This window comes from uncultured Polaribacter sp. (assembly GCF_947503875.1).
Taxonomy (GTDB): Bacteria; Bacteroidota; Bacteroidia; order Flavobacteriales; family Flavobacteriaceae; genus Polaribacter.
The window spans coordinates 334169-357348 of sequence record NZ_CANNFH010000003.1 but is presented as its reverse complement, the minus strand read 5'-3'; the positions used below and the strand labels follow the sequence as shown (position 1 = coordinate 357348).

Here is a 23180-nt window from a genome sequence, read left to right as displayed (position 1 = left end):
GTTTAAAACGGTATATACTAGTTTACAGCATCACTTAATCCTGCACCAGCTTTAAATTTTGCTACGTTTTTAGCAGCAATTTGAATCGTTTTTCCTGTTTGTGGGTTTCTACCGCTTCTTGCAGCTCTGTTAGATACTGAAAAAGTTCCAAAACCAACTAAAGCAACTTTATCTCCTTTTTTTAATGAAGAAGTTACGTTACCTGTAAAAGACTCTAAAGCTGCTTTAGCTGCTACTTTAGAAATTCCTGCGTCTGCAGCCATTGCATCAATTAAATCTGATTTGTTCATAATAAATGTTTTTTTAAATTATTTAATAAATTTTTTTGCTTAATAGCTTAACAAAAATAGACGGATTGTGGGTTTACGCAAATTTAGAGCTTAAAAAAGTACTGTTTTGTTAATAAAAGAACTCTAATTGTTAATAAACTGGTCTTTGAATATCGAAAAACTCTACAATCCTTGCTAATAACGGGTTTACAACATTATTGCATCTTCAGAAAAAGAAAAGCCGTTTAATAGACTTTTGACATCCATTTTTTTCTTTCCAGAAATTTTAATTTCTTGTATTATTAGGTAACCTCCGTTTACAGCCACTTTTAATTCTTTTTTAGATGCAATTATTTTTCCGAAATTATGATTATGCGCTTCTTTTTGTGTTTTTACTGCATAAATTTTAGCAGATATTTGGTTTTCATCTGTTTTAATGTTGGTCCAAGCAGCAGGAAAAGGATTTAAACCACGAATTTTATTGTAAATATTTTGTAATGAGTCTGTCCAATTTATTTTTGTGTTTTCTGGGTTAAGTTTTGGCGCAGATTTTTCTTCAAAATCAGGTTGTTTAATGCTAGTTACTTTGTCTTCCTTTATTAAATCTACAGTTTTCGCTACTAAATTGGCTCCTAAGTGCATTAATTTATCGTGTAAGCTACCAACGGTTTCGTTATGCTGAATTGTTATTTCTTCTTGTAGTATTATTTCTCCTGTATCAATTTTATCATCAATGAAAAAAGTAGAAGCGCCAGTTTTATTTTCTCCATTAATAATGGCCCAATGAATTGGCGCAGCTCCTCTATATGCAGGTAACAATGATGCATGTAAATTAAAAGTGCCAAATTTAGGGAGTTGCCAAACTATTTTTGGTAGCATTCTAAAAGCTACAACAATTTGCAAGTTGGCATTAAGGCTTTTTAGCGTTTTATTAAAATCTTCGCTTTTTAGATTTTTAGGTTGCAAAACTTTTAGTTCTTCAGATAATGCATATTTTTTTACGGCAGATTGGTTTAACTTTCTTCCTCTTCCTGCAGGTTTGTCTGGCGCTGTAATTACACCTACAATATTATATTGATTATCTACTAAATGTTTTAATATGGTTACTGCAAAATCTGGCGTTCCCATAAATACAATACGTATATCTCTCATTATTTCTCTTTTAGCTGATATTTATTTTGCTGATTTATTACTAATTTATCAGTAGCAATTAAGGTTTGCAAATGTATTAAAATAGGTTTTTTGTTGGCTTTTAATTGGCTACAAATTTCTTTAGAGCTTAATTGTTTTTTATGGTTAAATAAGTCTAATATTTCTTTTGTAGTTATGCTTTTCTTTGCTAATTTGTTTTTAAGACAAACATCGCAAATACCGCAATTTTCCGAAGATATTTCACCAAAATAGCTTAGTAATAGTACGCTTCTGCAAGTTTTATTGTTTTTTACAAATGCTATAAAATTGGTTGTTTTGTTTTTCTTTTGCTCTAAAAAAAGTTTCATTTCTTTACTAAACTTGTTAATAGCATAATCATCTTCTCTTGGTACTAAAAATGTTAGCGCACTTTCTGTAGTAACTGGTGTATACTTAATTAAGTTGTTTTGCTCTAGTGTTTCTAGGTTTTTTAAAACCTGAGTTGTAGTAATACTTGCTTTTTTTGCCAGTAAAAATTCATCTATTTTAGTTTCGCTTTCAAAAAGACCACCATAGGTTCTTAATAGAATGTTTAAAAAGTGCCCAATTTTCCTATTATTGTTAGAAAAATTAAGAATAGCTTTATGAGAACTTAGAATAGTTAAGGTTATTTTTTTATTGTAGTTACTAGACATTTCAAGAATACCATAATTGACTAATATTTTTAAAATTACATCAACTTTTAAAACAGGAAAATTGTATTTTTTACAGAATTCTATAAAATTAAAATCAAAAGAACGTTCTAATAACTCACCTTTTGCAATGTTAAAATGTTGATACAGTTTTTTATGAACAGTTTTTATTTCTAAAAGGCTAGGTAAGGTGTTTGCTGTTTTTTGTTGATGCAAAGCAACATCATTAGCATTATACAATAATACGCCAAATGATTTTTTATTATTTCTGCCAGCTCTTCCCGTTTCTTGCACATAATTTTCTATACTTGCTGGTAAGTTGTAATGTATTACTAGGCCAACATTAGTTTTGTCTATTCCCATGCCAAAAGCATTGGTAGCCACAATAACAGGTGTTTTTTCAGTGAGCCAGTTTATAAAATTTTCTTGTTTTTCTTTTGGGGTTAAACCAGCATGATAAAAAGAGCTTTTAAAATTATTGGCATTTAAAAAGTTAGCAATTTCAACTGTTTTTTTTCTAGAGTTTACATATACAATTGCCGGTTTTTTAGTTTTTTTAAAAATTTGAATTATGCGTTCTAATTTATCTTCAATATTAAAAATTTGATAGGCTAAATTGGCTCTAAAAAAAGATTTTTTAAAAATTACAGGCGCTTTTAATTTTAGATTTTTAGAAATATCGTCTAAAATTTTATCATTTGCAGTTGCTGTTAAGGCTATAAAATTTGCATTGGGTTGTAATTCTTTTAGTAGGGCAATATTTCTATAAGAAGGTCTAAAATCATGTCCCCATTCAGAAATACAATGTGCTTCATCAACAGCAACTAAATTTACATTTAATTCTTTAATTTTTTGTTGAATAAATTGTGATTGTAACCTTTCTGGAGAAATGTATAAAAACTTATAATTACCAAATTTAATATTGTCAAAAAGCGTAATTTGTTCATTTTGACTAATACCAGAAGGAATTAAAGTTGCTTTTATATTTTTTTTCGTTAAATTTTTTACTTGATCTTGCATTAGTGCAATTAATGGAGATATAACCAAACAAACACCTTCTTGCAATAACGCAGGAATTTGAAAACATAAAGATTTTCCTCCGCCAGTTGGCAACAAGGCAATAACATCTTTTTTTTCTAAAACAGCAGTAATTATTTTTTCTTGTGGCGTTCTAAAAGTGTTATAACCCCAAAACTTTTCTAGTATTTTATGTGGTGTGCTCATTAATTAATAGAAAGCGCATTTATAATAAAGTCGCACCTTTCAGAGACTTTACCAAAAGGAACCGTAATTAATTCGTAACCTAACTTTTTGTAAGTATTTACCAAATAACAGTCAATTTTTACAGCTTCTTCAAAGGTTTCGTAGCGTTCATTATCTGTGGTATGAATTTCTTTCCAGGGTTTGAAATGAAATATTTTTGTGTACTTAAATTGCTTACTTTTTTCTACAAAATAATCTGGATATTCGGTTTTAAAATAATCCATATAAGCGTGCACATCTGGTAAACCTCTATCAAAAAAAACAATTTCAGTTTTTGTTTCTACCGCTTTTTTGTATTGCTTTTCTCTACCTTCTAAAAGCATTTTACTAAATAATAAAGGTTCTGTTAAAAAAAGTTGATCTATTCCTTTTTGCTTAGCCTCGATAATAACATCTCTAGACACTTCTTCAAAACAAAAAAAGCCACGTTCTTTTAACGTATTTAAAACAGTAGTTTTTCCAGTTCCTGGACCTCCAATAAGCACAATTTTTTTTTGCATTGTACAAAAATAATTCATTCCCTTTATAAACCTAATTTTTAATGTAATTTTGTAGATTGCAACCTTAAAAATAGTTTACAAATTTTTAACAAAAAATATGAGTAATAAAGCCGAATTTTATGCCAAGTTAAAGGGGCAATTAGAGGATACCACAGAATTTCCTGCAGATTATTTGTATAAATTTATAGTGCCAACTACTAAAAATCAAGTTGCAGAAGTAGAAGATTTATTTAACAATACTGGCGCAGTTATAAATACCAAACAATCTAAAACAGGTAAATATATTAGTGTTTCTGTACTTTTAAAGGTAAAAGATTCAGAAGAAATAATTGAATATTATAAAAGCGCAGAAAAAATAGAAGGTATTATATCATTATAGGCATTAAATTATGAGAATTAGAATTTTAGCAATTTGTATTGTATTAATCAGTTCTAGTGTTTTCGCACAAAAAAAAGCGAAAACGTTAGTTACTATAAATAAAGAAAAAACTTCTGTAGCAGATTTTAAACGTATTTACGAGAAAAACTTAGATGCTATAGATAATGATGAAGCAAAAGATGTTACTAAAAATTTAGATTTATACATAAATTATAAATTAAAAGTTAAAGAAGCATATCGCAATAAATTAGATACGTTACCTTCTTACAAAAGAGAAATAGAAACATACAAAAATCAGCTTTCTGCACCTTATTTAAAAGACACTACTTTTATTGATGGCTTATTAAAAGATGCTTATTTTAGAACAAAAAATCAAATTAAAGCAAAGCATATTTTAATTAGAATTAATAATAATGCTACTCCTAAAGACACTTTAATAGCATATAATAAAATTATTGGCATTAGAAATAGAATTGTTAACGGAGAAGATTTTGAGCAAGTTGCAAAAACAAGCTCAGAAGATAATTCTGCTAAAGACAACCCTAGAACAGGAAGGCCAGGTAATGGTGGTAACTTGGGGTATTTTTCTGCTTTTAATATGGTTGCACCTTTTGAAGATGCCGCTTATGGCACAGAAATTGGTAATATTTCTATGCCATTTAGAACTCAATTTGGCTATCATATTGTTAAAGTAGATGATATAAAACCGAGTAAAGGAGAAGTTGAAGCTGCACATATTTTAATTTTAGACACAACATCTGTTGGAAAAAGCAAAATAGATGAGGTTTATAATAAACTAATTGTAAGCAATAATTTTGAAGAATTAGCTAAGCAATATTCAGAAGATAGAGGTTCTAAAAGTGCTGGTGGTAAATTAGGTAAATTTGGCATAGGCAGAATGGTTAAGCCTTTTGAAGATGCCGCTTTTGGTTTACAAGAAGAGGGTACGTATTCTAAACCATTTAAAACGCGTTTTGGCTGGCATATTGTTAAGCTAATTAAAAAACATCCAGTAAAACCTTTTAATGAATTAAAAAAAGAATTAAGAGCAAGAATTAAAAGAAGTTCTAGAATGCAAATGTCTGAAAAGGCAGTGATTAATAAGTTAAAAGCGAAGTACAATATTGTAGAATATGAAGAAGCAAAACAAATTTTAGAAAATAAAAATATAAGAGGTATAACTAAGGACTCTCTGCAGAATACGTTGCTAAGCATCAATAATAAAAATATTAAACAAGAAGAATTTATTAAATATATTAAAAATAGAAGAAATAAGCCCTTGTTTCTATTATTTGAAAGCTTTAAAGATGAAGAAATCTTAAAGTATTATAAAGAAAACTTGGTAAATACAGAGCCAGAATACGCTTATACGTTAAAAGAATATGAAGATGGTTTGCTACTTTTTGAACTGATGCAACAGAAAATCTGGACAAAGTCTACAAAAGATACCCTAGGTTTACAAAATTATTTTACAAAACATAAAGCAAATTATAAAGCAGCAGAGCTTAGTGAGATTAAAGGAGAGGTAATGAATGATTACCAGAACTATTTAGAAGAAAATTGGATTGCAGATTTAAGAAGAAAAGCCAAAATAAAGGTTAATAAAAAACAACTGAAGAAACTAATTAAGTTTTACCAAAATAAGAAATGAGAATAGCTTGTTTACTTTTTTGTTTAATTGGTCTTGCATCTTGCGATTATTTTGCTGTTGAAGAAAAACAAGTAAATGAATCGGAAATTGTTGCTATTGTAAATACAGAAAAACTTTTTAAACAAGATTTAAAAGGTATTTTACCAGACAATATAACAAAAGAAGACAGTTTAGTTTTAGTTAAAAACTTTATTAATGATTGGGCAGTAAAAAAATTATTACTCAAAAATGCAGAAACCAACAATAGCTCTAAGGCACTAGATAATATTAATAAATTAGTACAAGATTATAGAGAAAGCCTTTTAATAAACTATTACAAAGAAGAGCTGATTAAGCAAAAGCTAGATACCGTAGTTCTAGAATCTGAAATAGCAGATTATTATATCTCTAATAATGAAAATTTTAAGTTAAATGATGTTTTAGTTAAGGTAAAGTATCTTCATTTTGATGAGTCTATAAAAGATAAAAAGAAAATTATAGCATATTTTAAGTCAGATAAAATAGAAGATACAGAAATGTTAGAAAAACAACAGCTGAGCTTTAAAATTTATCAAATGAATGATTCTGTTTGGACACAATTGGATAAAATTCTGTTAAAACTCCCTTTTTCAAAAGCCAATCTGTTAAAAAAAACAAAATACATAGAGAAACAAGACTCATTAGGTTTATATTTGGTGGCAGTAAAAGAAGTTTTAAATAGAAACGATATTGCCCCATTATCCTATATAAAACCTACTATAAAAGAAATGATTTTACACAGACGTAAAATCGAATTAATAAGAGAAATTGAAAAAACAATAGTTAAAGATGCCACAGAAAACAACAACTTTAAAATTTACTAAAATACTATTAGTCCTTACTTTTTTGTTTGCTTTGCAAGTAAACGCACAAAAGGTGAAAATAGATGGTGTAGCAGTAGTAATAGGTAAGAATATTGTTTTAGATTCTGATATTGAAAAGTTTAAATTACAAGTGGAAAGACAAAGTGAAGGAAGAATTACGATTTCTGATTGTGAAATGTTAGAGGAATTAATGCAACAAAAATTATTAGCACACCATGCAGTAATAGATAGTGTTGTGGTTTCTGATATAGAAATAAATGCAAGAGTAGATAAAACAGTACAGTACTTCGTAAGTGAATATGGCAGTTTAGATAAGGCAATTAGCGCTTATGGGATGAATGATTTAACGGATTTGAGAGCAGAACTATTTAAAGTTCAAAAAGAAAACCAGTTAATACAGAGAGAGCAGTTAAAAATTACAGAAAAAATAGATGTTACTCCAGAAGAAGTGCGTTTGTATTTTAATGGATTAAAAGAAAAAGAAGAATTACCAGAGTTTCCTGCAGAAATTGAAATGGCACATTTGGTAATGAATGCGAAGCCAACACCGCAAGAAAAAAAGAAAATTATAGACCAATTAAATGAAATTAGGCAAGAGGTTTTAGATGGTGCAAGTTTTAGACTTAAAGCAATTATAAATTCTAAAGATCCTGGTGTAACACAAAATGGCGGTAAAATTACAGTAACTAAAGATGCAGGTTTGGTAAAAGAATTTAAAGAAACTTCTTTTGCATTAGAAAAAGGGCAAATTTCTAAACCTTTTAAATCTATGTTTGGTTATCATATTATTAAATTACTCGAAATTAAGGGAAATACCAGAATAGTTTCGCATATTTTAATGCAACCAGAAATTCCGGAAAGTAGGTTAAGAGAAGTACAGTTTAAGGTAGAAGAAATTAAGCGAGATATAACTGCAGGAAAATTAACTTTTGAAGAAGCTGTAGAAAAGTATTCAGATGACGAAGAATCAAAAAATAGTGCAGGTTTAATTATGAATCCGTATACTGGAGAAACTAGATTTAATTTAGTAGGTATGGATCCTGCCTTGTATGCAAGAGTTAGTGATTTAAAAAAGGGAGAGCTTTCTGATGTTTTTTATGATGAAACAAGGAGTGGAGAAAAGATGTATAAAATTTTATACATGAGAGATAAGACAGATACGCATACTGCAGATTTAGTTGACGACTATGTTAAAATTCAGGAATTAGCTTTGTCAAAGAAAAAAGAAGAAACCATTGAAAAATGGTCTAAAAATAAAATTAAAGATACTTATATAAAGATAGGGTCAGATTTTTCTAAGTGTACTTTTAATAAAAATTGGAAAAAAGAAATTAGTAAATAATGTCAGACGTTACAGCAGTAGATAATTTAGTTCAAAAATTTGAAGAATTAAGAAAAGAAATTGGTAAAGTCATTATTGGTCAGCAGCAAGCAGTAGATTTTACTTTATTGTCTATTTTTTGTGGTGGACATTCTTTATTAATTGGAGTACCTGGTTTGGCCAAAACACTGTTGGTAAATACAATTTCAGAAGCTTTAGGTTTGCATTTTAAAAGAATACAATTTACGCCAGACTTAATGCCCTCAGATATTTTGGGAAGTGAAATTTTAGATGAGAAAAGGCAGTTTAAATTTATAAAAGGGCCTATTTTTTCTAATATAATCTTAGCAGATGAAATTAACAGAACACCTCCAAAAACACAGGCAGCTTTATTAGAGGCCATGCAAGAACGTTCTGTTACTGTTTCTGGTAATCACTATAAATTAGATTTGCCATTTTTTGTATTGGCAACACAAAACCCTATAGAACAAGAAGGTACCTATCCTTTACCAGAGGCACAGTTAGATAGATTTATGTTTTCTATAAATTTAGAATACCCATCTTTTGAAGAAGAGATTCAGGTTGTAAAAAGCACTACAACAATTATTAACAATAAAATAGCTTCTATTTTTTCTGGTGAAGAAATTTTAGCCGTGCAAAAGTTAGTACGTAAAATACCTGTTGCAGATAATGTAATTGAGTATGCTGTTGGTTTGGTTGGCAAAACAAGACCAAAATCTAAAATGGCTACAGAAATGGTAAAAAGTTATTTAGATTGGGGTGCAGGTCCAAGAGCATCACAAAACTTAATTTTAGCAGCTAAAGCTTACGCAGCAGTTAATGGCAAATATTCTCCAGACATAGAAGATGTAAAAGCCGTTGCCATACCAATTTTGTCTCACAGAATAGTAAAAAACTATAAAGCAGAGGCAGAGGGCGTCTCTATTGGAGATATTATTAAATCTTTATTGTAAACAAAAATTTTAAAGTTAAAATCGTTTTTTAACCTAAGATTATTAGGTTTAGATATGTATTTACTTACTCTAAAATTTAGTCTTGCTCTTCTAAAGTAGCTTCAAAAAAGCTAAATACATTACCACCATAACGTTTGCTGTAACTATAATTAGCATGATTAGAAAGGTCTGTGTGTTTAGAGTGTTCTACAATTAAAATACCTTCGTCATTTAGTATTTCTCGCTCAAAAACTAAATCAACAATTTTTAAAAATTGTGCAGCCTCAAAATTGTAAGGTGGATCTGCAAAAATAACATCCGCTTTTAAAGGAGTTTTTTCTAGAAATTTATAAACATCGCTTTTAAAAGTATTAATGTTTAAATCTAATTTTTGAGCGGTTTCATTTATAAATTTTATGCAGCCAAAATGAGCATCTATTGCGTAAATAGATTTTGTTCCTCTAGATGCAAACTCGTAACTTATATTTCCAGTACCAGAAAATAAGTCTATCACATTTATTGCATCAAAATAATACGTATTATTTAAAATATTAAATAGCGATTCTTTGGCCATATCTGTTGTGGGTCTAACAGGTAAGTTTTTTGGCGCAGAAATACGTCTTGATTTTAATTTTCCGGAAACAATTCTCATAGACCTAACAGTATGTAATTATTGTGGTTAGCAGCATCTAAATGCTTAAATATTTCGTTTTTACTCTCTAAAAAGTAACAGTTTTTAATATACTGATAGGCTATTTTGTATAACTCAGATTCTAAAGCTATTTGGCCTGTAAAATATAAAGAGAATTTGGAGTTGTCTAAGCTTAATTGCTCTGCTACAAAAAGTATGTAGTATATAAAATCTTCTTTAGTTGTAAACTTAAAACAATTAGATAATAATAAGGTATTGTTTTGTAAAACAATAATATCTAAATAATTTTTAGAAACATTTACATACATTACCTTCTCTTTAGCACTATTGTGGTTAAGGTATTTTTCTAATAATACAGTGCTGTGATGTTGGTAATTGAAATCGCCAAAATTCTGAAATAAATAATTATTAATATTTACATAAGGTATGTAAACGCTTTTAGCGCTTATTTGCGCAATTTCATCAAAAGCAATAAAATCTGTTGCAAAGGTTTTTATGTTGTAGTTTAAGTAGCTAGTTAGCTTCTCTTCACTAAAAAAAGCATTTGGTACAATACTAGAGAGTTCGTTTTGATGAATGACGTTTACCTCAGAAAAATCTTCTTGTAAAATCGTATCATTTTTAAAGATTTCTTTAATTTTTTCTAATAAGTTTTCAGGAGTTTTAAGAGTGTCTTCAAACGTGTATTCACAAAAATAAACATCTTGCTTTGTATTAGAGTTAGTTATACAAAAAGAAAATCCATCCAAATTAAATTGGATGGATAATTTATTTTCTTTAAAATTCTGAAAAGAGATATGACTATTCTTCTTTTTCACTTTTTTTGTCATAAGAAGGTGGCCAATTACCACCAGTTGTAACTTCTTCTAAAGAACCAACAGATACATATCCTCCTTTAATTTGATCTGTTGCTAAAGCTTCTAATTCTTGTTTTACTAAAGAAACATTCATGTCTTTTAGTATATATTCTTTTGGTATTCTTGCTCTAAAAACAGGCACTTCTAAATCCGTTACCTTTTCTACAGAAGATACCTCCAGTTCAAATGTTTTATCTGTACCCGGCACTTTAAACATGTTTTTATAGTCTCTGTCTTTAAAATATTTTATTACAGGTTCGTATCCAATAGTGTCTGTTACTCTTTTTTCTACATCAACAGTAATACCGCCACCTTTTCTTACTTTTTCTATAACAGTTTGGGTTCTTGTTAACGCTAATTGGGCAGAATCTATAAATTGAATTAGGGCTTCTTTGTCTTCTGTATATGTTCCTGTCACTTCGTAATGCTTTATTTGTGCATCTCTAATAATTTTTAAATTATTAACTACAGGTATATACTTAGTAACTTTTTCTTTATTAAAGTTAATTGGCAACATAATACCATCATAAATTTTAAAACCTAAAAATATAGCTAAGACCAACAATAGTATAGAGGCTATCCATCTTAATTTTAAAGGTAAATATTTAACTATTACTATAGCTAAGAGCACAGCAACTAATGCTGCACCTAAAATCATTCCTAATAATTCCATTTTTTATTTAAATTTTAATAGTATACTCGCAAATCTACAATTTTTTTTCAATGATAAAAACTTTTATTTACAAATCGATGTATCTTTGATATTTAAATCTTTTTATGATAGAAAAACCGATAGATTTTTTTGTAGAATTACAAAAAAAATTTCCACATACGCCTACTGATAAGCAAAATAATTTATTTGAATTATTAAGTAACTTTATCTTTAACGCAAATAAAGATACTCTGTTTTTATTAAAAGGATATGCAGGTACTGGTAAAACAACTACAATAGGTACTTTTGTAAATTCTTTATGGACAGCTAATAAAAAATCTGTTTTATTAGCCCCAACAGGTAGGGCTGCAAAAGTTATTGCAATTTATTCGAAAAGACCGGCATTTACAATTCACAAGAAAATTTATTTTCCCAAAAAGCAAACAAATGGAAGTGTAGATTTTGTGTTGCAACAAAATAAACATACCAACACTATGTTTATTGTAGATGAAGCTTCTATGATACCAGATGGAAAACAAAATCAACAGTTATTTGACACAAAATCTTTGTTAGATGATTTGATTTCTTATGTATATTCTGGTAAAAATTGTAAACTTATTTTTATAGGAGATACTGCACAATTACCGCCAGTAAAACTAGAGGTTAGTCCTGCTTTAGAACCAGACACTTTGCAGTATGAATACCATAAAGAAATTATGGAAATTGAGTTAGATGAAGTAATGAGGCAACACGCAGATTCTGGCATTTTAGTAAATGCAACCGCCTTAAGATTACTTTTAAAACAAGCGCATAATAATTTTGAATTTGATGTAAATTTTACAGATATAGAACGGCTAGAAGATGGCTATGATATTGAAGATGCCTTAGTAAGTGCTTACCAAAATAACGGCGTTGAGGATACTGCCTTTATTGTACGTTCTAATAAGCGTGCAAATCAATACAATCAACAAATAAGATATAATATTAGAGGTCAAGAAAATGAAATTTCTGCAGGAGATTTTGTAATGATTGTTAAGAATAATTATTTCTGGCTAAAAGAATCGTCTAAAGCTGGTTTTATTGCAAATGGAGATATTTGTGAGGTTTTAAAACTGTTTTCTGTAAAAGAGCTTTATGGTTTTAAATTTGCTGAAGTAGAATTAAGAATGATAGATTACCCAGAAATGCATCCTTTTGAAACGGTTTTATTATTAGATACCTTAACAAGTGAAAGTGCTTCTTTAACTTATGAAGAATCTAACAAACTTTACCAAGCTGTAAAAGAAGATTATGCACATGAAAAATCTAAGTTTAAACAGTTTTTGGCTATTAAAAAAAATAAATATTTTAATGCTTTGCAGGTAAAGTTTTCTTACGCTATGACTTGTCATAAATCTCAAGGAGGGCAATGGAAAACCGTTTTTGTAGAACAACCTTATTTGCCAGATGGCGTTTCTAAAGCTTACTTTAGGTGGTTGTATACTGCAATAACTAGAGCACAAGAAAAACTTTATTTAATAGGTTTTAAAGATGAGTTTTTTGAAAATTAATAAGCTTAATTTAGTAAATAATGTAATTGAATAGCACCATAAGTGTGCCCGTTATTAAACTCTAAATTGTCTAATTTATTGGTGTTATAATTAAAAGTGTAGCCTAAATTAAAACGGTTAATGGTAAATAGTAACCCTATTTCAAAATTAAAAACAAAAGGAATCAATTCTTTTGTTACTAAACTGTTTTTGTTTAAAAAACTACCTTGTATTGTGGCATCATAAATTGCATAACGCACTGTTGGTTTTATAAAGATAAAAGATTCTACAGTGTTAAAAAAACGCGTTGTGTTATCGTTTACATTTGTACCAAAAGCAATAGAGTTTGCCAAAGATTGTAAAGGTTTAAAACCAATTCTGCTTAAAAACCCTGTTGTTATATCTGTTTTAATAGTACCAGCATTACCAGCATTTACCCAAGTAAAATCTAGAAAGTTGGCGCTTGTTCTAAATATTTTTTTCTGGTATGCTAATCCCAGATTTAGGCCAATAGCATTTTTAATTTGATACTTCCAACCAATAGCTTCTGGAAACCCATAAATTTTATGAATAAAATTTTGGAGTTCGTTACCAAAAGCAGTTGGTCCAATAACGCCAAGTTGAAAATTAGTTGTAAAAATACTTTCGTTTTTAAACACCTTTTTAATTTCAAAATCTCCATAAAAAAAAGCGGCAAAAGGCCTGTCATGACCATTTATATCTAATACAATAGATTTAGAGGGTGTGTACATTTGATGCCCAATTTCCCATTTAAAAATTTTTTTTTCTAAGTTGGGGTTGCTTTTTGCTAAATATGTATAAGATACAAAGAAACCATTTGTATAGTACCTATCATTGTAAGTAGAAGTGTACAGGTCATTTTCTGAAATTACACTAATTTGCTTAGCATATTTTTGCTGAGCAGAAATTATGGAAGAAACTAATAAAAAGAAAACAAGTAGTTTTTTTATCATAAAACACAAATATAAAATAACTTGTTTAAAATGCTTTTATTATAATGAAAATCATAAAAAAAATGATATTTTTAAGCTTTCAAAAATAATCTATGTCAATAAAGAAAACCCTTACTGAAGAAGATTTTAAAAGTGTTCATACTAATGAAGAGCTATTACAAGTTATTAAAGAAAAAAGTAAGCAGTACAATGCCGTAAAAAAAACTTTAGTTTATGAAGAAGAGTTGCGCTTACTACAAATAGAATTAGTTAAGCTTCAACAATGGGTTTCTAAACAAAATAAACGTGTTGCAATAATTTTTGAGGGCAGAGATGCTGCAGGAAAAGGAGGCAATATTAGAAGGTTTATGGAGCATTTAAATCCACGAACAAGCAGATTAGTGGCTTTAAATAAACCTACAGAAGTAGAAAAAGGGCAATGGTATTTTCAAAGATATATTAAAGAATTGCCAAATCCTGGAGAAATTGTTTTTTTTGATAGAAGTTGGTATAATAGAGCAGTGGTAGAACCTGTAATGGGCTTTTGTACAGAAGAACAATACAAAGAATTTTTGGTACAAGTTCCAGAGTTTGAGCATATGATGTATGAAGATGGTTTAATTATTATAAAGTTTTGGCTATCTATTACTAAAGATGAACAACTAAAACGTTTTGAAGAACGTAAAGAAAACCCACTAAAAAGGTGGAAATTTAGTCCTGTAGACAAACAAGGCCAAATTTTATGGGACCAGTACACGCATTACAAGGCAGAAATGTTTTCTAAAACACACACCTCATACAGTCCTTGGATTTTAATACAAACTAACGACAAAAAAGTAGCCAGATTAGAAGCAATTAGACACGTAATTTCCCAGTTTGATTATGATGGTAAAGAAGATGCAAAAACCATATTAACCCCAGACCCAAATGTGGTTACACGTTATTATAGGTCTAATATTAAAAATATAGATTAGTAATATTATGGTAGATAAATTAAACGCAAAACAACTCGCAAAATTAAATACTAAAAAAGGCCTGTTAGCATTATTAACAAAAGAGCCATTAAGCATAGATAGAGGACTACGCTTCGTAAATTATCAGAAAAAGTTAAAAAAATTACAAGTAGAACTCATAAAATTACAGACTTGGGCAATAGAAAATAATGAGCGTATTATTATTGTTTTTCAGGGAAGAGATGCTGCAGGCAAAGGGGGGGCAATTAGAAGGTTAACAGAACGAATAAACCCAAGGCATATGCGCATTGTGGCTTTACCAAAACCAACAAAAGATGAAGAGTCACAATGGTATTTTCAACGTTATGTAGAACAATTTCCTAAAGCTGGAGAAATTGTTTTTTTTGATAGAAGTTGGTATAATAGAGCAGTAGTAGAGCCAGTAAATAACTTTTGTACACCAAAAGAATATGAAATCTTTATGAATCAAGTAAATGATTTTGAAAAAATGATTTTGGAATCTGGTATCCATTTGGTTAAAATTTATATGTCTATTTCTAAAAAAGAACAAGCAAAGCGCTTTGCAGATATAAAAAGTAATCCACTAAAACAGTGGAAAATGACAAAGCTAGATGAGAAGGCACAAGATTTGTGGGATCAATATACAGAGTATAAAAATGCTATGTTTAAAAAGACACACACTAAAATTTCTCCATGGAAAATTATAAGGGCCAATAGAAAAACAGAGGCTAGAATGAATGTTATAAATTACGTTTTGCAGAGAATACCATATAATAAAGATATTGAAGTTTAGCCAATAAGTTCTTTTACAGTTTTAAAAATATAAAATATTTCTGCGGCTATTTGCTGATTGGTTTTTAAATAAACAGCTGATTGCTCTGTTGTATCGTCAGAGAATTTAGGATCTGTAAACGGTAAATGAAAGCGCTCTATTGCAGTAGCAATAAAAGGACAATTCTTATCAGCATTGTTACATGTTGTAATTGCTATAAAAGGGTTGGTATTAATAGCATCATCAAACCTTTTAGAGTAACATAAGATTTCCTTTTTACTTCCGTTAAAAGAAACAAGGTATTTAGGGTTTTGATGCGAAAAATCTTTCACTTGAAAATTGAAACCTACACTTTGCAATGTTTTTACAGTATTTCTGTAAAATGCAGTTACTTCTGTACCTCCAGAAAAAGAATTTACGTTTAAATTAAAATGATGCGCAGCGTAAAAAGCCCAAACTTGCCCTAATTGACTTCTTCTAGAGTTGTGCGTGCATATAAAATTTAGGTTTACAACTTGGTTAATAGTGTAAGTATGCGCAATTTTTTCTGCAATTTTATGCAAAATACTTGTACGCTCATCTTCTAATAAAACCTTTTCAAAAGCTTGTTCAAAGAAGTTTTCTGTAGAATTAGAAGAACTAGAAACCATATACTTATTTTTGCATAAAATTAGTTTCAATTAATTTATTTATAATTAAAATAATGTTAAGAAAGCGTTTAGAAATTGGTAATAAAGTAGCAGTTTTAGATGATGTTATAAAGGGAATTGTAGTTTCTGTGAATAAAAATATCATTTCTTTAAAAACTGCAGATGGTATGGTTTTTAATTTTGATGAAAAAGAATTGGTTAGAATAGATAAAGAGCAGCACGAATTAAGCAAATATTCTGATATAAATAATAAATTGCTAAAAGACAAGATAACCAGTTCAACACCAAAAACGTCTCTGTTTAAAAAACAAAAGCAAGAATTAATTATGGAGGTAGATTTGCATATTAATCAATTGGTGAAATCTGTGCGTGGTTTAGATAATTTTGATATGTTAAATTTGCAGTTAGATACCGCAAAACGAAAAATTGAATATGCTATTCATAAAAAAATATCTAAATTAGTATTTATACATGGTGTAGGAGAAGGTGTTTTAAAAACTGAGCTCCTAAGACTTTTAAAGAAATATCCCGTAAAGTATTATGATGCTTCTTATAAAAAATATGGCATGGGAGCTACAGAAGTTTATGTTTATCAAAATTTAAGCGAATAATAATAATGACAAGTATTTATTTAGATAATGCAGCTACCACAGCAATAGATCTAGAAGTAATTAAGGTAATGCAAACTTCTATGGTAGAAAATTATGGCAACCCATCTTCTATACATCAAATTGGTAGAACCGCTAAAACTGCAGTAGAAACAGCAAGAAAAAATATAGCCAAACACTTTAATGTATCTGCAGCCGAAATAATTTTTACCTCTAGCGGAACAGAGGCAGACAATTTAATTTTAAATAATGCAGTTTTTAATTTAGGTGTTACTAGAATTATTACTTCTAAAATAGAGCATCATGCAGTTTTACACACGTGTAAATTTTTACAAATAGCACAAAATGTTAATCTAAATTTTGTAAAAATTGATCCGTTAGGTAATGTAGATTTAAAAGATTTAGAAAAGCTTTTAAAAGAATCTAAACAGAAAACACTAGTAAGTTTAATGTTTATAAATAATGAAATTGGTAACCTTTTGCCTTTAGAAAAAGTAACTAACTTATGTAAAGAGAATAGTGCTTTATTTCATTCAGATACAGTGCAAGCTGTTGGGCATTATCCATTAGATTTAACTGCAATTGATGTTGATTTTTTAGTGGCGAGTGCGCATAAATTTCATGGACCTAAAGGTGTTGGTTTTGCTTTTTTTAGAAAAGGTTTTGGAGTTTTGCCAATGCTTTATGGTGGAGATCAAGAAAGAGGGGCAAGGTCTAGCACAGAAAATGTACATGGTATTTTAGGAATGAATAAGGCATTAGATATTGCCATGCTAAACTTAGAAAAAGATAGATTATATATAGAAGCTTTAAAAGAATACTTTATTACTGAACTTAAAAAATTATCTAATGAAATTCAGTTCAACGGTAGTTGTAACAGTAATAGTTTTAAGAGTAGTTATACTATTTTAAATGTTCGTTTTCCTGTAAAAGATGCTATGTTTTTATTCACTTTAGACATGGCAGGAATTGCGGTTTCTGGGGGAAGTGCTTGCCAATCTGGTAGCAATAAAGGTTCTCATGTTTTGCAAGAAATTTTGTTTAATGGAGAGGAAGACAAAACTTCTGTTCGTTTTTCTTTTTCTAAATTTACTACTAAGAGTGATATTGATTTTACTATAGGTAAACTTAAAGATATGTTAGTTTAAATTAAAAAAGAGAGCCTAAAATTGACTCCCTTTTTACCTCCACCAAAGTGATTTAAAATACTATTTATTGAATTAGTATTTTTTTGGAAACATCACCACTATTTGTTTTTAATTTAACAAGATATATTGCTTTAGATAAGTTTTCTACTTTTAACTTGTGCTGTTTGGTTTGGGGGTCTTTTAAAGTCCAACTTTTAACCTCTTGCCCGAGAATATTATACAAACTAACTGTTTTAATTTCTAAGTTGTTTATAGTATTAATATTTAAGTTTTTGCTGTTTTTATTGTAAAAGATACTTAAATCATTTAGTATATTATTTTCTTCTGTACTTAAAATTTTCCCTTTTTCAAAAACGATAAAAAAACGGTCTTTGTGTGTTCCTTCTAATAAATTTAATTTTACATTATTATCTAAAAGGTTGTAGTATTTACTTTCTAGTTTGTCTAAAATGTAAATCTCTTTAGCGTCAAAATTAATCTCATCAATTAAAATGGATACTTCACTATCTTTTGCAACAACTATTTCTAAAGGTATCTCTAAATCGTTGGTAATATTTTGCACACCTGCTATGGCAAATTTTTCATCTACTTCTGGAAATTTCCAATAAAAGTCTGTACTGGATAAATCAAATAAATAGCTGTCATAACCCTTATCATAAGTAAAAGAGTTATTATATCTGAAAGAGATACCAATTTGTCTATGTAGTAGATTATCTTCATAATCAGTATAATCCATTCCAAGTTTTAAAATTGGTAATGTTTTTCTTTCTTCTGCTCTTCTTTTCTGCTCTTTATTTGATTTAAAAAAGGTTGATTTTGTGCCTTCTATGATATGCTCTCTTTGGCTGTTGTTAAACGTTATGGTTCCTCCATTAAGGTCTCCACCTATAAAAAAACCTTGCCCCACTGCAATATATTCCAAAGGAGAAGTGTACGTAAAGCCAGCTACATTAGTAGCATTAGGAGCGCAGGATATTTGGCCATCATCATCTGCAATGTTAATTTTATTTAAATAAAAATCTTGGTTATCTAAAGACTCTACGGTAATAAAACTATTGCGTTCTATACATGTATTTATGCTAAATGTATTGTAAACTGCAGTTTGTGGTAAAGTGTAATTCCCTACAAGTATATTGTCTACTTTTAAAGCAATATTTTTCTGTCCTATTGGTGCCCTGTAGTGTATGGTTAAAGCGTCTGTACCTCTGGTTATTTTATCATAAACCGTTAAAGCTCCATTAGTATTCATACGTATTGCATTCAACCCTAAGTCTAATAATTTTGTTCCTGTAGATACAGCGTTTTCCACTTCTAAATTTATACTAAAACCTCCTGCATTTGATTTTGAATTCGCAGCAATTCCCATGGCTATGTTTCTTGTTGCATATCCTCCAATATAACCTGTATAAGTATGTCCTTTTATTGTGGAACTCGCATCTATTTCTCCAGCATGTTGCCAAAAATATAAGGTACCTGTTATGGCATCAAAATTATCTTCAATAAATTTTTTAGTGCTTATGGCTGATGGAAATGGATTACCTATTAAATAAGATTGACTAGGACCTACAGCAGTAGTTAACTCACCGTCATTTGGGGTGCCTACAAAGGTGTAGTTTTGTTTAGTACCTGGTCCCTTTATGGTAAAGCCATCCGTTACAGGTATTTCTCCTGTACTTCTTTTTTGACTCCAATTAGAGATATTCCCATTTCCGTTGGCATAAGTGTAAATCCAAAAGTCAGATATTCTTATAGGTGTAGCTACTTCACCATCATAACCTGAAACAAAATTTATATCTAAAGGATTTGATGAGGCAGAAGTTGGGGTAGTACCGTCTTTTAACACATCTGCAATGGTAAAATATGCTCCGTTACTAACGGGAGAACTCATATAGTTATACCTAAATTTACTAGGAGATTCTGAGTTTTGATCGATGTATAATTTACCATTACCAATAACTTTAGAGTTGGTAGTATGTGTTTGAATTAATTGAGCATCGTTTGCTAATCTAATTTCACTGTTATTACTACCAAATGTTATATTTTCAGATACAACCAATATATTATTATCTATAGTTAATTTATTACCCGTATTTACAGTTAAATTTCTGGCTTTTAAAGCGGATGTTGTACTATAATCTTCGTCAATAATTACAGATCTACTTTTGTCTGGTGTGCCATTTGTCCAAGTATTAGCAGTTCTTATAGTAGGGTTTGCTCTGTGCCTCCCAATACTTAAATTCGACTCTGAATTGGCACTAAGTACTTCTGAAATAACAGCAGCATGTGGGTGTCTTTCTGGACCTCCAAGGTCTTTATCTCTGTAAGGGTCTAGGTCATCATTTACAAAAACAATCCAATCAGATACAGAAAAATTTCTTAGAGTAGAGGTAACTAAATCGCTTTTTACATAAGCTTTGTCACTTGCTAAATTTATTATAGTTTCATATCTGTTTTTCCAATCGTCAACTCCGTTAACATTACTTTCTGGGTGTGATAAAATTAAAACGTCATCTGCACCAACTAAATTAGTAATATTATTTTCTACAGTTCCTGCAATAGAACTTGCATTATTTACAATTGTAAAAGATTCTCCTGGCGCTAATTCTTGCGGAATTACAAAATTATTATTTGGTGTTACACCTAACAAATTGGCTCGTGCTTCTCTAAATATTGAAATATCTATTGTATTCGCTAGAATACTATGGTTATTATCAATATTGGTTATTTCAATAACTCTATTGCTGCCTTCTAATAGTATTTGTGTAATTGCAGGTATACCAGAAACATGGGTATCTCTATAATCTACATCTCCTACTGTAAGGGCATCATTATCTAAATCAGGTAAAGTTGTGGGGTTTTCTATATTTGCATTTACATCTTCGTAATTATCTAAGGTGTATAAAGTATTATCTAATCCATTATCGCCTACGTTTCCATTGGTTTTTCCGTTATCACTTGTATCTATTGTAAAGCCGGCTTCTAGCGTGTCAAAAATTAAATCATCATCAGCATCTAAATCTACATAGTCGTCATTTCCAGAATTGTCTGTATTTACTGGAGTTATACCAGCTCCATAGGCTGTGTCTAAACCATTTGCTGTATAGATGTAATTAGGTGTTACATAATTTATAGTAGATTGTGCTTCAATATTATCGGGTATCCCATCATTATCTGAATCTAAATCTAAATCGTTTGGAATGCCATCTCCATCAAAATCAACATCGTCTGCTCTACACTTAATAGGAGGTATGCTCCACACAAAATTGTCTAAACCATGCAAATCTGCTCTACTATTGGTTACAGAGCCTGCTGTAATTTTGTGTACAATAGATACTTCCGATACTGGATTTTCTGTAATAAATCCAATAGAGGTCTCTATATTATTACCAACTACCATGTTGCCTTGGGCTACTCCATTTCCATCAAAAATACTTAAAACAGTTGTGGTGTCATTACCAATAAAGTTGCTTTCAAAGTACGCTATAAGAACATTATCTGCATAAATTTCGTAGGTTACAATTAAATTAGAACTATCTTGAAAGGTGTCAAAAATATCTAATAAATCAAAATTAAAAGCAGACACTGGATCTGTAAATCCAATATTAACTGTATAATCTTCTCCTTGCACTAAATTAATAGAAGGTTTTATATAGATGGCGTCACCTGTTGTACCAGATCTAAACTCATTACCTGTTGTGCTCCTAAATTGGTTTCTTCTGGTTGTTGGGTTGGCAGCTGTAGTTTCAAAATCTAATGTACCATTAGTCCATGTTCCGGTTGTAGTTGCAGCTGTACCATTGGTACCAGGCGCACCAGGTAAAGAACTAAAATCTGAGTTTCCATTAAGTCTATTTAATGTTAATCCTTTTGTAAAAGCCGCTTTTTCAAAACCAGATTCTTGAAAACCTAGTCCACTATTACTATTGTTTCCAATAGCATAAATTTTAAAGTTGTCTGTGCCAAAAACAATACTATCAGCAGCTGGTTCTGCAGCTCCAGGTATTACACAGTTTTCTACTAAATCTAAAATTCCATCATTATCATCGTCTATATCTACACTATCGCTAAATCCATCTCCATCAGTATCTCTAGAAATTATACTAAACAAGTTAGAATTAAAAGTGATGTTGTATTTAGAATTGAATAATGTACCTCTAAGAATATTATAAACACCTAAAATTTCTCCAGGTTCTCTAGTTAAACTGCCATCCAAGACATCACCACTTTCTAAACTTCCACTAGTTATGGTATATGTTAATGCTGGGTCTGTTTCGCCAATAGCTTTAGATATAGGGTCTGCTGTTACTGTAATAGGTATTTTGGTACTGTTACTTTCAAGTCCACTAACAATTATATTGTCTATAGCAACATCTGAGCTCCAAGATGTACCACCACCAACAATACCTTCAAATTTTATAACTACGCTTTGGCCGTCATAAATAGATAAATCTATATTTGCATTTAGCCAGTTATTACCTTGATTTAAGCTTCTACTAAATACATTATTAAAAGAATTTCCACCATCCGTACTAACTAATAAATTTAATGTTCCCATTGAATTGTTTCTATTACTATACATATGATAGTCGAAAGTTATTGATGAATTAGATTGGTTAGTAAAATTAAAACTTCTTTGCAAAAAAGCATTGTCACCGGTGATTCTTGGATTACTTGCCTCAATATACATAAACCAAGCACCATCTGAACCACCATTAGAAGGGCCAGTATTTCCAGAAGGTGTGTTTGTTTGTCTTCTTGTCCAATCAAAAATATCACCAAAACCTTGGTTCCAGCCATTTAATCCTGTTTCAAAGCTAGTAGTGTTTGTAACAGGAAATCCACATAATTGTAATGTGATATTGTTAATGGTTCCTCCATCTTGGTTGGTATCATCTGTTACAATTAATGTCCAAGTTCCAGCAGAATCTTCGTTGTTAAAATCAGCTAAACTACCTTCAGGTCTATAAGTACCATTTATTGTTGTATTATTTGTGGGCAAATTGTTGTTAGACGCATCATCTAAAGTAACGTTATAATTATTACCATTGCCTCCATTATCTGTAGATAGTTCTACTTCTGTACCCGATGGCGACCTTAGCATAATATCTAGATCTTCGTTCCATGTATGTGAAATATTAAAAGTAATATTTACATCTGATAATGTAAAACTATTGGGAACATTAATATCAACTGTGTAAGTAGCAGCGCCACCAGGAGTAGCATCTATTGTTGTACCAGGATTTTCATTGTAATTTAAGCAGGTTTGCGCATAGCTGCTTACAAATGCGAATAGCATTATAAATGGCAGAAACCATTTACTTTTAGATTTAGGGGTCATAAAGTAATTATTTAGGGGTCAAAAAAAGAGAGTTCTCACTCTATTA

General features: G+C 29.9%; 20 protein-coding genes. 10 read left to right on the top strand and 10 right to left on the bottom strand.

Annotated elements, in window-relative coordinates; translation table 11 throughout:
* Positions 1-17: 17 nt before the first annotated feature.
* The 4 genes from Q0684_RS06605 to Q0684_RS06590 all read right to left on the bottom strand — a co-directional run bounded on the left by Q0684_RS06605 (position 18) and on the right by Q0684_RS06590 (position 3855).
* Positions 18-290, bottom strand: coding sequence for an HU family DNA-binding protein (locus Q0684_RS06605; protein WP_299014100.1), 273 nt, complete (start codon positions 288-290; stop codon positions 18-20).
* 186 nt (positions 291-476) lie between these two features.
* On the bottom strand, positions 477-1421 hold the full coding sequence (gene fmt, locus Q0684_RS06600) for a methionyl-tRNA formyltransferase (protein WP_299014097.1): 945 nt from the start codon (positions 1419-1421) through the stop codon (positions 477-479).
* Complete coding sequence (locus Q0684_RS06595) at positions 1421-3316, bottom strand: ATP-dependent DNA helicase RecQ (RefSeq protein WP_299014095.1); 1896 nt, start codon at positions 3314-3316, stop codon at positions 1421-1423. Before Q0684_RS06595 ends, fmt begins: the two co-directional genes overlap by 1 nt.
* Positions 3316-3855 (bottom strand): ATP-binding protein, encoded by a 540-nt coding sequence (locus Q0684_RS06590; RefSeq protein WP_299014092.1) that lies wholly within the window; start codon positions 3853-3855, stop codon positions 3316-3318. Before Q0684_RS06590 ends, Q0684_RS06595 begins: the two co-directional genes overlap by 1 nt.
* Positions 3856-3952: 97 nt before the next feature.
* On the opposite strand from Q0684_RS06590, the gene Q0684_RS06585 reads away from it, so the two are divergent.
* From Q0684_RS06585 to Q0684_RS06565, 5 genes are read left to right on the top strand one after another with little or no spacing between them, the layout of a single operon-like run.
* Positions 3953-4234, top strand: coding sequence for a DUF493 family protein (locus Q0684_RS06585; RefSeq protein ID WP_299014089.1), 282 nt, complete (start codon positions 3953-3955; stop codon positions 4232-4234).
* A gap of 10 nt (positions 4235-4244) precedes the next feature.
* Positions 4245-5885 carry a peptidylprolyl isomerase gene (locus Q0684_RS06580; protein WP_299014086.1) on the top strand — a complete coding sequence of 547 codons (1641 nt, stop codon included), beginning with the start codon at positions 4245-4247 and terminating at the stop codon, positions 5883-5885.
* Positions 5882-6727, top strand: a complete 846-nt coding sequence (locus Q0684_RS06575) for a hypothetical protein (protein WP_299014083.1) — start codon at positions 5882-5884, stop codon at positions 6725-6727. Before Q0684_RS06580 ends, Q0684_RS06575 begins: the two co-directional genes overlap by 4 nt.
* Positions 6693-8069 carry a peptidylprolyl isomerase gene (locus Q0684_RS06570; RefSeq protein WP_299014080.1) on the top strand — a complete coding sequence of 459 codons (1377 nt, stop codon included), beginning with the start codon at positions 6693-6695 and terminating at the stop codon, positions 8067-8069. Before Q0684_RS06575 ends, Q0684_RS06570 begins: the two co-directional genes overlap by 35 nt.
* Positions 8069-9022: a MoxR family ATPase gene (locus Q0684_RS06565; protein WP_299014077.1), complete on the top strand. Its 954-nt coding sequence runs from the start codon at positions 8069-8071 to the stop codon at positions 9020-9022. The genes Q0684_RS06570 and Q0684_RS06565 overlap by 1 nt, the downstream gene beginning before the upstream one ends.
* 76 nt (positions 9023-9098) lie before the next feature.
* On the opposite strand, the gene Q0684_RS06560 is transcribed toward Q0684_RS06565, so the two are convergent.
* The 3 genes from Q0684_RS06560 to Q0684_RS06550 are packed head-to-tail and all read right to left on the bottom strand — an operon-like array spanning position 9099 to position 11183.
* Entirely contained in the window at positions 9099-9653 is a 555-nt protein-coding gene (locus Q0684_RS06560; protein WP_299014074.1) for an RsmD family RNA methyltransferase, read from the bottom strand.
* Entirely contained in the window at positions 9650-10471 is an 822-nt protein-coding gene (locus Q0684_RS06555) for a DUF3822 family protein (RefSeq protein ID WP_299014071.1), read from the bottom strand. Before Q0684_RS06555 ends, Q0684_RS06560 begins: the two co-directional genes overlap by 4 nt.
* Positions 10455-11183 carry a hypothetical protein gene (locus tag Q0684_RS06550; RefSeq protein WP_299014068.1) on the bottom strand — a complete coding sequence of 243 codons (729 nt, stop codon included), beginning with the start codon at positions 11181-11183 and terminating at the stop codon, positions 10455-10457. Before Q0684_RS06550 ends, Q0684_RS06555 begins: the two co-directional genes overlap by 17 nt.
* A gap of 104 nt (positions 11184-11287) precedes the next feature.
* Between Q0684_RS06550 and Q0684_RS06545 the strand changes: the two genes are divergently transcribed.
* Positions 11288-12712 (top strand): ATP-dependent RecD-like DNA helicase, encoded by a 1425-nt coding sequence (locus Q0684_RS06545; protein WP_299014065.1) that lies wholly within the window; start codon positions 11288-11290, stop codon positions 12710-12712.
* A gap of 5 nt (positions 12713-12717) precedes the next feature.
* On the opposite strand, the gene Q0684_RS06540 is transcribed toward Q0684_RS06545, so the two are convergent.
* Entirely contained in the window at positions 12718-13665 is a 948-nt protein-coding gene (locus tag Q0684_RS06540) for a lipid A deacylase LpxR family protein (protein ID WP_299014062.1), read from the bottom strand.
* A gap of 92 nt (positions 13666-13757) precedes the next feature.
* Between Q0684_RS06540 and ppk2 (Q0684_RS06535) the strand changes: the two genes are divergently transcribed.
* The gene (gene ppk2, locus Q0684_RS06535) at positions 13758-14618 is read left to right on the top strand and encodes a polyphosphate kinase 2 (protein WP_299014059.1); all 861 of its coding nucleotides are present in this window, start codon (positions 13758-13760) and stop codon (positions 14616-14618) included.
* Positions 14619-14625: 7 nt separating this feature from the next.
* Entirely contained in the window at positions 14626-15411 is a 786-nt protein-coding gene (ppk2, locus tag Q0684_RS06530) for a polyphosphate kinase 2 (protein ID WP_299014056.1), read from the top strand.
* Here ppk2 (Q0684_RS06530) and Q0684_RS06525 read toward each other — a convergent pair.
* The gene (locus tag Q0684_RS06525) at positions 15408-16040 is read right to left on the bottom strand and encodes a hypothetical protein (RefSeq protein WP_299014053.1); all 633 of its coding nucleotides are present in this window, start codon (positions 16038-16040) and stop codon (positions 15408-15410) included. The genes ppk2 (Q0684_RS06530) and Q0684_RS06525 overlap by 4 nt on opposite strands.
* A 53-nt stretch (positions 16041-16093) precedes the next feature.
* Here Q0684_RS06525 and Q0684_RS06520 point away from each other — a divergent pair, with 53 nt between their 5' ends.
* Positions 16094-16651, top strand: coding sequence for a Smr/MutS family protein (locus Q0684_RS06520; RefSeq protein ID WP_299014050.1), 558 nt, complete (start codon positions 16094-16096; stop codon positions 16649-16651).
* Positions 16652-16656: 5 nt separating this feature from the next.
* Entirely contained in the window at positions 16657-17796 is a 1140-nt protein-coding gene (locus tag Q0684_RS06515) for a cysteine desulfurase family protein (RefSeq protein WP_299014046.1), read from the top strand.
* 64 nt (positions 17797-17860) lie between these two features.
* On the opposite strand, the gene Q0684_RS06510 is transcribed toward Q0684_RS06515, so the two are convergent.
* Complete coding sequence (locus Q0684_RS06510) at positions 17861-23134, bottom strand: proprotein convertase P-domain-containing protein (protein ID WP_299014043.1); 5274 nt, start codon at positions 23132-23134, stop codon at positions 17861-17863.
* Positions 23135-23180 lie beyond the last annotated feature (46 nt).

What these genes read in the sequence shown, in the direction of transcription:
- Q0684_RS06510 (WP_299014043.1), bottom strand. Translation starts at nt 23,134, where the DNA reads ATGACCCCTAAATCTAAAAGTAAATGGTTTCTGCCATTTATAATGCTA.
- Q0684_RS06525 (WP_299014053.1), bottom strand. Translation starts at nt 16,040, where the DNA reads ATGGTTTCTAGTTCTTCTAATTCTACAGAAAACTTCTTTGAACAAGCT.
- fmt (WP_299014097.1), bottom strand. Translation starts at nt 1,421, where the DNA reads ATGAGAGATATACGTATTGTATTTATGGGAACGCCAGATTTTGCAGTA.
- Q0684_RS06540 (WP_299014062.1), bottom strand. Translation starts at nt 13,665, where the DNA reads ATGATAAAAAAACTACTTGTTTTCTTTTTATTAGTTTCTTCCATAATT.
- Q0684_RS06605 (WP_299014100.1), bottom strand. Translation starts at nt 290, where the DNA reads ATGAACAAATCAGATTTAATTGATGCAATGGCTGCAGACGCAGGAATT.
- Q0684_RS06545 (WP_299014065.1), top strand. Translation starts at nt 11,288, where the DNA reads ATGATAGAAAAACCGATAGATTTTTTTGTAGAATTACAAAAAAAATTT.
- ppk2 (WP_299014059.1), top strand. Translation starts at nt 13,758, where the DNA reads ATGTCAATAAAGAAAACCCTTACTGAAGAAGATTTTAAAAGTGTTCAT.
- Q0684_RS06560 (WP_299014074.1), bottom strand. Translation starts at nt 9,653, where the DNA reads ATGAGAATTGTTTCCGGAAAATTAAAATCAAGACGTATTTCTGCGCCA.
- Q0684_RS06585 (WP_299014089.1), top strand. Translation starts at nt 3,953, where the DNA reads ATGAGTAATAAAGCCGAATTTTATGCCAAGTTAAAGGGGCAATTAGAG.
- Q0684_RS06570 (WP_299014080.1), top strand. Translation starts at nt 6,693, where the DNA reads ATGCCACAGAAAACAACAACTTTAAAATTTACTAAAATACTATTAGTC.
- Q0684_RS06590 (WP_299014092.1), bottom strand. Translation starts at nt 3,855, where the DNA reads ATGCAAAAAAAAATTGTGCTTATTGGAGGTCCAGGAACTGGAAAAACT.
- Q0684_RS06580 (WP_299014086.1), top strand. Translation starts at nt 4,245, where the DNA reads ATGAGAATTAGAATTTTAGCAATTTGTATTGTATTAATCAGTTCTAGT.
- Q0684_RS06515 (WP_299014046.1), top strand. Translation starts at nt 16,657, where the DNA reads ATGACAAGTATTTATTTAGATAATGCAGCTACCACAGCAATAGATCTA.
- Q0684_RS06565 (WP_299014077.1), top strand. Translation starts at nt 8,069, where the DNA reads ATGTCAGACGTTACAGCAGTAGATAATTTAGTTCAAAAATTTGAAGAA.
- Q0684_RS06550 (WP_299014068.1), bottom strand. Translation starts at nt 11,183, where the DNA reads ATGGAATTATTAGGAATGATTTTAGGTGCAGCATTAGTTGCTGTGCTC.
- Q0684_RS06595 (WP_299014095.1), bottom strand. Translation starts at nt 3,316, where the DNA reads ATGAGCACACCACATAAAATACTAGAAAAGTTTTGGGGTTATAACACT.
- ppk2 (WP_299014056.1), top strand. Translation starts at nt 14,626, where the DNA reads ATGGTAGATAAATTAAACGCAAAACAACTCGCAAAATTAAATACTAAA.
- Q0684_RS06520 (WP_299014050.1), top strand. Translation starts at nt 16,094, where the DNA reads ATGTTAAGAAAGCGTTTAGAAATTGGTAATAAAGTAGCAGTTTTAGAT.
- Q0684_RS06575 (WP_299014083.1), top strand. Translation starts at nt 5,882, where the DNA reads ATGAGAATAGCTTGTTTACTTTTTTGTTTAATTGGTCTTGCATCTTGC.